This window comes from Sutterella sp. (genome assembly GCF_052272535.1).
Taxonomy (GTDB): domain Bacteria; phylum Pseudomonadota; class Gammaproteobacteria; order Burkholderiales; family Burkholderiaceae_F; genus Sutterella.
The window spans coordinates 1-2,052 of sequence record NZ_DAVZJY010000320.1 but is presented as its reverse complement, the minus strand read 5'-3'; the positions used below and the strand labels follow the sequence as shown (position 1 = coordinate 2,052).

Below are 2,052 nucleotides of genomic sequence, written 5' to 3'. Positions count from 1 at the left end.
TGCTGCCCGGAAAAGCCCTGGTCAGAATGGATCAAAACCCCGTCACTTCAGTGATCGGGTTGCTTAGTTTTCGGCCGGAGGCTCCGCGGCGGGCCCGGCAAAGGGGCTCCGCTTCGGGCGCAGGAGGGGTGTGGCCGCCCAGATTGCCGCCTGGCCCGTGAGCACCGTGAGCCCGAAGACCGAGAGCGCCGGGGTGGAGGAGAAGGCGAGGAGCCCGAAGGAGAGCATCGTCGTCACCCCCGAGAAGAGGGTCGCCGCGCCCGTGCGGCCGTCGTTGGGGTTCCCCGTGAGGAAGATCCCGTAGTCGACGCCGAGCCCCGTGAGGAGCACCATCGCGAGGGCGGCGAAGAGCGTGAAGGGGATGCCGAAGGCGCCGAGGACGGCCGCCGCCGTGAGAATGCCGATGACGGTGGGCGCCACCGCCCGCCAGGCCGCGCCCCGGAAGCGGAGCACAAGAACCGCCCAGAGGGCGGCGAGCCCGAGCGCAAGAAGGACGAGCACGCGGTCGCGGTAGAGCGAGAGGCCGTCTCCCATCCCGCGCGTGATGTCGACGAAATGCACGCCCGGGAGCTCGAGGTCCGCGGCGGCGCTCGCGAGCCGACCGAGGTCGCCTGGCGCCACGCCGGCGAGCGTGAGCAGGAGCGCCGCGCCGCTCTTTTCCCCATTGGAAGCTGAACTTCCGTCAGTGAGCACGTACTGCGACAGGAGCCTCTTCAAGGGCGTCGCCGCCACGTCGGCCTCCGTGAGCGCCCGGCCGCCGGGCCCCGCGGGGCGGGCGCCGAGAAGGGCTTCGAGGGTCGGTTCGGCGAGATCGAGGGCTTTTCTCACGAGCGCACGGTCGGCGTTCTGCCTGAGAGCGGGCGGGAGCCACTCGGAGAGCCCCGCCGGAGTCACGTGCCGCAGCGCCGGGTCGGCGGCGAGGCGCGCTCTGAGGTGCACCTCCTTTTCGAGCGCCTCGTCGATTGTCGCTCCCTCGATCACGAAGGCCTGGGCGGGCGAGGGCATGCGGATCGTTTCGGCGACCTGCCGCTGCTCGGCGATGAGGGAGGCCGGAGCCCCCTGGAGGTCCCGGATGCCCGAGGCGAACTCGAGCCGCGTGAGGCCGAAGATGAGGAGCGCCGCAAAGAGCGCGAGCGCGCCGAGGATCGCCGGCCGCCGGAGTGCGGCGGAGTCGAGGTGCGGGATGCGGGGGAGCGCCGTTTCGAGCTTCGCCATGAGGCGCGTGGTGCGCTTGGGCGCCAGGCGCTCGCAGAAAGGCAGGAGCGCGAGGACGGTGAAGAGGGCCCCGAGGAGCCCCGCGGCGGCGAGCACCGCCATCTGTCTGAGGCCCGGAAGGGGCGTGAGGAGCAGCGCCGCATAGGCCGCGGCCGAGGAGCCGGCCGCGAGGAGGAGCGGCGTCAGGAGCCGCCGGCGCCGCTCCCAGGGCGACTCCCCGGGGCGCTTCAAGGCCATCCAGTGTGAGGAGTAGTCCACCGAGACGCCGATCAGCGTCGCGCCGAAGATGAAGGTGACGAGAGAGAGCGTTCCGAAGAGCGCGAAGGTGAGTGCGAGCGCCATCAGAAAGCCCGCCGCCACGGTGACGCTCATGGCGGCCACAGTCGCGAACCGCCCGAAGAGAAGCCACGCGACGACGAGCACCCCGACCGTGGAGACGATGCCGATGAAGGCCACCTCGCGCTCGGCGCGCGAGGCGATCGCGTCGGTGAAGAGCGGCACGCCCGCGGCGAGGGCATCGACGCCCGGTGCCGCCTCCGCGGCGGCGGCCTTCGCTGCCGCGAGCGATCGGGCGAGGCCCGCTTCGCCCGCAGCAACCGTCTTTTCATCGGCCGAAAAGAGAAGGAGGAGCGTGCGCTCACCCGGATCCGGGCGCTTCACCGCCACCCAGTCGCGGCCTTCCGCGGTGGTCTTCGTCCAGGGGAGCGCGGCGAGGCGTTCAAGGAGCCAATGGTCGAACGTGCAGAAGGGGTCGTTCGTGAACCCGAGGAGCCGCGGTGACGCGGGTGAGAGGCAGGCGGCCGCCCGGGCGGCGAGGCGCTTCGCGGCCGCTTCCGT

General features: G+C 71.7%; 1 protein-coding gene. It reads right to left on the bottom strand.

Annotation, left to right across the window (positions count from 1 at the left end):
- Positions 1–63 precede the first annotated feature (63 nt).
- A partial coding sequence (locus ACT6Y9_RS10655; protein WP_443744511.1) for an MMPL family transporter occupies positions 64–2,052 on the bottom strand: 1,989 nt, incomplete at its 5' end.